Source organism: Ligilactobacillus sp. RTP31139st1_D10_RTP31139_211217, from assembly GCF_040226755.1.
In the GTDB taxonomy this organism is placed as follows: Bacteria; Bacillota; Bacilli; order Lactobacillales; family Lactobacillaceae; genus Ligilactobacillus; species Ligilactobacillus animalis.
In genome coordinates this window covers 33856-41153 of sequence record NZ_JBCOAR010000017.1, presented here as the reverse complement: position 1 = coordinate 41153, position 7298 = coordinate 33856, and the positions used below count along the sequence as shown (strand labels likewise).

Below are 7298 nucleotides of genomic sequence, written 5' to 3'. Positions count from 1 at the left end.
ACTTTACCCTTCCAAAAATAATTTGAATCATGCGTGTCTATCAGACGTTGAATCTTCATTGGAATTAACTTGCGTTTGATCTCATGCTCTAGCATTTTGCGATCAGAATATGGACTGGCAACAATTTTAAACTTGTAGGTCAATGTCCTATTTTCGAAATATCTTTCATCGTCAAATACTGAAAAATCATAGTTTCCCTGCATATACGGTAAACTTTCAACGATCACTTTCTCATTTGGCGAAGGAGCGTCACGCTCGAGTAACCACCATCCTTCTTTGCGTGAATCAAAGTCACCAAAAATGATACCTTCTGTACGCAATTGCTCATCTATTTTTGAATATGCAGGCTGAGTATCCATAAACTCATATCCCATTAGTTCCACCTCGTTTGCAACTGTATCTCTTCACCAAAAGCGGTATTATAAAGATCTTTAGTCTCACCAACAACAGCTCCTGAATCCAAAACAATCACCTGTTTTTTATCGATCAAGCGACGCAAAAGGTTATTGGTCGTATCAAATGAACTGACTTTTAGCTCATTAGTGCTATTCAAGTTGATATTGCTATCATTTATCGGATTTGGAAGCAATAGATCTAATCGAGTAACATTAGACTGGATATTTTCGATCATATTTCCCATTGCTTTTGATGCAGCATCTTCATTTTCAGTGATACCAACAGCAACACCTAACGCTAAGAACTTACCTACTTCATCTCTCATCAAGCGAGATGGTGAGTGGATCTTTGCAACTTTTTTAGCCTCAGCATTTACACTAGCTACTAAACTAGCCATAGCACTAACAGCAGCGCCAGTATTAGAACTAATACCAGAAGCAACACCTGCAGCTAATTGCGATCCTGCCGAACGCATGTCGCTAACTCGACCACGAACACCTGCTGCCGCATGATACCCTAATGTATCACCAGCATCGCGTACATCACCCTTGCGACTAGCTACGCCTCTTGCAGCATGATAGCCAAGTGTATCGCCAGCATCTTTAGTATCACCTTTTCGCCCACTGACACCTTTAGAAGCGTGATAGCCCAACGTATCACCAGCGTCTTTCATATCAGCTTTTTTACTCTTTGTTCCTTTTACAGAACTTTCAGCAAGTTGCGTACCGGCGTCTTTGGCTTCAGACTTTTTATTATTAAGCCCTTTTACATAACTATCTGCATTATCTTTCCCAGACTTACTATGCTTATTATTATCCTTAGCTCCTTCACTCGACTGCGTTGCTAGATACTGTCCAGCACCTTTGAAATCTCCCGCTTTTAAAGCTTCAATGAATTTATTTTTACCTTCGTCACCTTTAGCAAACATTCCGGGTGGCAAGGAGTTCAAACCATCAGTACCATCTTTAGCGATTGCTTGAGCGATCTGTGTCGTAGTAGCTTTCCCAGTTGATAAAGCCTGAACTAAATTATCAACACCTTGAGTTCCTGTTTGTTGTAACATCAGTGCAAAAGCTTGCATTTGTTGTCCAGTATCTCCATTCATTTTGACAAAAGCGAGATACATGGACTGTAGTTGTTCATTAGTTACGTTGGACATATTCTTCAGACCATTAGACCAAGTATCAAAATTCAACTTAGATCCATTGGCAATCGTCATGTTCATCTGAGTCCCAAACTGTAGCTGTTGATTAAGCATTTGCTGGTTCGTAGCTTCTTGCTGGGTGATCTGCTGCTGTAACTGAGCCTTGGTCGTTTGATCTTGTGCATTGGCTAATTGCTCTTTAAGTTGCTTTATCTTCTCTTCGCCCTGTTGGATCTGTTGAGACCGCAATTCATAATTAGCCTGTAAAGTGGTTATAGTTGCTTCACGCTCTTGCTGATTTAGTTTTTCACCATTTTGCAAGCGTGTCATTTGAGCATCAGCAAAAATTTGGTTTTGCTCTATTAATTTCTGCTTGATCGCATTATTTTGATCAGTCAACAGCTTAACTTGATCTTCAGTCATTGCTGTTCCATCAGAAAAACGTTTATCTTGCAACTGTCTATCAAGATCAGAAGTGATATTCAGTAAGTTTTGCCCATTTTGCTGGGTTGCGTTGGCAAGATTTTTACTTGCTTTATTGACTGCTTCTACACGCTTTTTACCAGTTAGTTCTTCAGCTTCCGTCATTGCCTTACTGTAATTGTCAGAAGCCTTTTGTGCATTGGCTTGATACTGGTCTAATGTATTATTAACGTCAGTCAAAAATTGTTTAGTCTTGTCTGACACGCCTTCAGTATTGATAAGATCGCTGAATTTTGCCTTGGAATTCTCAAAAGTCGTCTTCATCTCTTTAGCAGAATTAGAAACGGCTTCGACTGATTTTTTCAGTTGCTTAGTCGAATTAGTGGCAGAGTCAGAACTCTCTTTAGCTTCTTTACCACCTTTACCCAATTGTGAAAATGATTCATAGCCGATTTTACCTGCATCAACAAACGCTTGTCCCATGTCTTTAGCTGCATCCATTGCTTGACCGAGATCTTTTTTAGCCGCACTGATCGACTTGCTTGCTCCTTTAAAATCACCAGTCATCGCTTGTCCTAAAGCTTTAAAGACATTCCCAGCGGAAGTCACAAGCTTTATCAATCCTACTAAAACATCAGCTATTAAGCGTAAAGCTGTAGCTAATGTGATAGCACTTCCTACCAAAGTACCGATAGCTAAAGCACCGATAACTTTTAAGATCCCGCCTAATAGGCTTCCTATCGGTTTTAAAGCTTCCAATACCCCTGTTACAGCTGGCTTCATCGAACTAAACATTGATTTGATGCCACTAATAGCTGTTTTCACAACTCCTTGAATATTCATGAAGTTGCTGGACCACGCCATATAGATAGCTGTGGCTACTACTGCGACACCAGCCGCAATGAGCGTCAACGAGCCTAACGACGCGCCTAAACCAGCAACTGCACCACTCGAACTGATTGCAGTCGGAGCTAAAGAAGCTATTTGGGCTTCTGATGCCCCCATAGTGCCTAACAACTTAGCATACGCACCATTCAAACTGATTGCGGCTTGTTTTGGATTTGTCGCAAAAGTCATCAAGCTTTTCGTTGCATTAGTCGCTTTACTTGGAATACCCACTAATGCTGAACCAACACTCTTGATCTTACTTGCCATATATTCTGCGCCATTGGCTGACGTAGACATATACAAGAACTGATTTAAGCCAGATACTGCCTTCTTAGAACTTCTATAAATACCACCAAAAGCCATTGAAATGATGCTATTTTGAGTACTGATAGCCGAACCAGTCATGCCAATACCGGTACGTACCAAGCTTAGATCAGCCTGTAGCGTCTCTAAAAATTGGATCGTCTTAGCACCGCCAACACCGATCCCTTTAAAGGTTTCCAGTGCTAAAAATGCAGGTAATGCAATCTTAAGTGCACTTGTGACAGATTCGATAGAAGGTAACATGTCCATAAAGCTCTTAGCGAATTCAATTCCTTTACCGATACTTTTTTGGATCTCGGCTTGATTTTTTTGCAAATAGTCATTGAATTGGCCAATTTTATCAGTTGCAACATCAACACCACTTTTTAGTACTCCACCAAAAGTCTGCTCAATGATAATAGCCAAGCTTTCTAACGATCCGAAAAACTGTTCTACCGAACTCTTTAGATCGTTTTGCATCGTTTTAGCCATTTCAGAAGCAGCACCATCTGAGTTTTGGAGTTTACCGGTCAAATCTTGCAAAGCATCTGAACGTTGTGATAGTAAGACGTTAACTGCTCGTCCGCCTTGAACACCATAAATCTCAGACAAGTAGTATTGCTTTTGTTGATCAGTCATTCCAGACAACTTTTCACGCAATTCGCTCATCTGTTGTGCTAACGGCTTCATTTTCCCGGCCGAGTCAAAAGCGCTGTAACCTAATTGATCCATAGCTTTTTTAGCTTCTCCACTAGGATTTTGCACTCTTGTCAGTGCCATCGCTAAGTTAGAGCCGGCTTCTGAACCTTTGATACCTGCGTTAGATAACAGACCGATCGCAGCAGCAGTCTCTTCTAAACTTAAGCCCGCAGTATGAGCTTGAGGTGCGACCATCTTCAGCGCTTCGCCCATGTCTTTGGCTTCAGCATTAGTATCAGCAGCCGCACGCGCGAAAACATCAGCAACATGTGTAGACTTGTCAGCCTCAAGGCCAAAACCATTTAAAGCAGTTGCGGCATATTCAGCAGCTGCACCAACATCACCGCCGGAAACAGCTGCAAGGTCCATTACCCCGGGAGTTGCCGCCATAATCTGGTTAGCATCAAAACCAGCAGAAGCCAAAGCTTCCATACCTTGTGCTGCTTCTTTAGCGCTAAAGGCTGTATCTGCACCAAGCTTGATAGCTTGATCGTTCATTGCCTTTAACTCCTTAGCATTAGCGCCTGAAATAGCACCCACACGAGACATTTGATGTTCAAAGTCCATACCCGTTTTGATTGTTGCTACTCCTAATGCGGTAACACCAACAGCAGTAGCTTTAACAGCCGTTGAAACTATATTTGATGATTTAGCCAAAGCATCTGTCGAAGATATTGAACTTTTAGCAATTTCTTGATTGAACCGCTTATAGATCGCAGTCGCTTCACGAAAGGCGGCAACGTATTGGGTTATGTTAGCTCCTAAAGTCACTCTAGAATCATAAGTACTCAAATCTTGCCACCTCCTTTGCGATACTCTGCCAGCCTACGTGCTATTCTTACAAGATCTTGGTCCATATCTTCTTCTCTGACTTGGACATTTTCGACTGCTTTTATAGCCTCATCATAGTCAAAGAAATCTTTGAACTCTCTATAAATATAATTTCCTTCTTTATCTACCGATTTAGCTGTCACGATTGCCCACGCAAGATCTCGACGCTCAAACATTCTATCAACTTGTTGCAAACGATATGCTTGCATTCTCAAGTTATACTCTTTGAGTGTCATCTTCTCTATCGTTGCTAGATCAGTCATTTTAAAGAGTCTAAAAGCATTGGTAACTATGGTTTCATAGTATTTTGCGCTTTCAAATTCTTCTCTTTTTCGAATTGCTTTTTGACTTCGTTCATTACTTTCTCGTAGTTCTTTACTAGTGGTCTCGTTTGACGATGATTCTTCAATTCTTTTGTAAACAGACCGAAAAAACGGGTATATTCTTGTTCGCTCTTGAACGAGTCTACCCAAGTATCAAACTCTTCTTCTGTTAGATCTAAGTCTGGTTGTAAAGCTGCGTGTAAGGCTTCATAAAGCGCATAAGGATTAGGGGACTGCAAACGAGCATAGATATTATTTACACCCGTCCCGAAGTCTACGGGCCCTTCAATGCTATATTTCTTATCTAGTTCACGCACAAAACGCACACCAAAGTGTAATTCATAATTTTTGCCATCAATTTTTACGTACATGATCAGTATCCTCCTGTTGTTATCCTTCTGTTGCTGGATTCGTATCAGCAAATGCATATTGAATAGCTGATTGTTGCTCTTCTGTTAAAGTTGCTTCACCTTCAACTGGCAACTGCTCAACATTCATCGTTGTTTTGATCTCAGTCAATTTGCCGATCTCAGACGGAACTTCCCATGATTGCAAATATCCCCGAGCATATTGCGCCCCGTACTTATTATCGCTACGCTTATCAGCTAAGTTGATGTCCCATACCTCAAGCATTTTAGAACTCATCACTGCACCACGTAACATCTCGTTTACTTCATCCAAGCTTGCGATCGCTTCAATTTCTAAAGTAGCCGAAGCCGTTGCGGGTGAGTTGATGTTTCCGTCTTTTGTTTCAGTCGAGTCTGATTTAGCTTCAAACTTCCAACTATGCTTAGTTTGCAAAGCTAATTTAGTAGCTCCCTTTGATGCTCGTTCATCAAACAGGCGGAAAGCTAAAATGTGATCTTTACCGTAAACTGGTACGGCGCCATTAGTTTTTGTCTGTGCCATAATTAACAGCCTCCTAAATATTCAAATTCGATTTCAATTACAATATGCCAAAGCGTCTGAGCACTAGAATTATCAAGTAATGTCCTTGTACTACTTGATACATATCCAACACTGTAAATATCTGCTTGGCGTAGTTTTTTTGCTTCATTGACTAGCTTTTGACTCATATCTGTCAAGGCGCGTCTGTCGTCATGCTCATCATACAAGTGGATCGATAGCCGACTTTTACCTGCTAAAACATTTGATTTTACTTCTAACGGATTTCCAAACTGTTCTCCGAAATATACAAATGGATAGCTAACATCTGGTGGTAAATAAGGATATGTGTCAAATTTTAGTGCCAATGACGTTTTAAATAACTCATCATAAATAGCTTGATTGGGTTCTTTCATGTGTTATCACGCACCAATCTATTCATGTCGGCAATAAATTTATCTTCAGTGTTGTACAGAGCAGGGCGCAAGTGCGGAGTCCCAGCTTGGTAACGTGTGCCATATTCTTGATAGGGATCATATTCGGCGTCACCAGTCACAACAGCTGTATACACAAAGCCATGCATAGTAAAACCTAAATTGATATGTCTCTTCAAAAAGCCAGTATCTACGGGTGCGTAACTTTGGGCTAATTGTTGCATTCCCGCCCCGTGTTTTCTGACTACATCCGCAACTTCTCTACCTAAACTGACATTTTTAGACAAAAATTGAACAAAGTTCTCATCCGTATCTACCGAAACACTGACCCCAGCACTCATGAGCTGTCACCCCTTACTACAATGACTTGACGACGATTCACGATACTTTCACGTACAAAAAAATACTTACGACCATTGATCAAACAATAATCATAAGTATCTGTATATCTTCGTTTAAGATGTATCAAAATATCGCTTGTCTTTAGATCGCCAAATACCAATACCGATTTACTTAAGCTAGGCGAACTAATATGACATCGACGCTTAGTTTGTTTGGGCTCTCCACCCACAAATTTACCGGCATCAGGATCATAATGCTTATTTGCTTTTACAACAAAAATCACTGTATCTGTATATCTCATCAGTACATCATGAACCTCCTCTTACCGCCATCATTGCGTGTTAGCCACTCTTGAATGTCATCCAAAAAAGGCGCTAGATCATCAGTTTCGTAAGTAGCACTTACATCTGACTCACTTGCGCTCTTTTTACCTTCATCGTTTACACGGTTAAATCTTGAGATAGACGCTTCAACAACGATATAATTTAGCTCTTTTGGAATCTCGAACAGCTCGCCGCCGAGCTTCGCTAATAAGCGATCTGTGATAACTGCAATGATGCTTTGTAGCAATTCATCTTCGCTATCGTCATGAAAGCCCAAGATCTGTTTTACATTCTTTAAAACGTCCAT

At 40.8% G+C, this 7298-nt stretch carries 8 protein-coding genes and 1 pseudogene; all 9 read right to left on the bottom strand.

What is annotated here, in order from left to right; all coding sequences use genetic code 11:
• Window positions 1-374, bottom strand: a pseudogene (locus ABT996_RS09355) (phage tail protein); the annotation flags it as partial.
• Entirely contained in the window at window positions 374-4645 is a 4272-nt protein-coding gene (locus ABT996_RS09350) for a phage tail tape measure protein (protein WP_052006358.1), read from the bottom strand. The gene ABT996_RS09350 and the pseudogene ABT996_RS09355, both read right to left, overlap by 1 nt.
• On the bottom strand, window positions 4642-4947 hold the full coding sequence (locus ABT996_RS09345; RefSeq protein WP_025087460.1) for a hypothetical protein: 306 nt from the start codon (window positions 4945-4947) through the stop codon (window positions 4642-4644). Before ABT996_RS09345 ends, ABT996_RS09350 begins: the two co-directional genes overlap by 4 nt.
• A 26-nt stretch (window positions 4948-4973) precedes the next feature.
• Complete coding sequence (locus ABT996_RS09340; protein WP_052006357.1) at window positions 4974-5378, bottom strand: tail assembly chaperone; 405 nt, start codon at window positions 5376-5378, stop codon at window positions 4974-4976.
• A gap of 19 nt (window positions 5379-5397) precedes the next feature.
• Complete coding sequence (locus ABT996_RS09335) at window positions 5398-5916, bottom strand: phage major tail protein, TP901-1 family (RefSeq protein WP_035448042.1); 519 nt, start codon at window positions 5914-5916, stop codon at window positions 5398-5400.
• Between the two features lie 2 nt (window positions 5917-5918).
• A complete protein-coding gene (locus tag ABT996_RS09330) occupies window positions 5919-6308 on the bottom strand; it encodes a hypothetical protein (protein ID WP_035448039.1) in 390 nt (129 codons plus the stop codon).
• The gene (locus ABT996_RS09325; RefSeq protein ID WP_052006356.1) at window positions 6305-6667 is read right to left on the bottom strand and encodes an HK97-gp10 family putative phage morphogenesis protein; all 363 of its coding nucleotides are present in this window, start codon (window positions 6665-6667) and stop codon (window positions 6305-6307) included. The genes ABT996_RS09330 and ABT996_RS09325 overlap by 4 nt, the downstream gene beginning before the upstream one ends.
• A complete protein-coding gene (locus ABT996_RS09320; RefSeq protein ID WP_052006355.1) occupies window positions 6664-6969 on the bottom strand; it encodes a hypothetical protein in 306 nt (101 codons plus the stop codon). Before ABT996_RS09320 ends, ABT996_RS09325 begins: the two co-directional genes overlap by 4 nt.
• Entirely contained in the window at window positions 6969-7298 is a 330-nt protein-coding gene (locus tag ABT996_RS09315) for a phage head-tail connector protein (RefSeq protein ID WP_052006354.1), read from the bottom strand. The genes ABT996_RS09320 and ABT996_RS09315 overlap by 1 nt, the downstream gene beginning before the upstream one ends.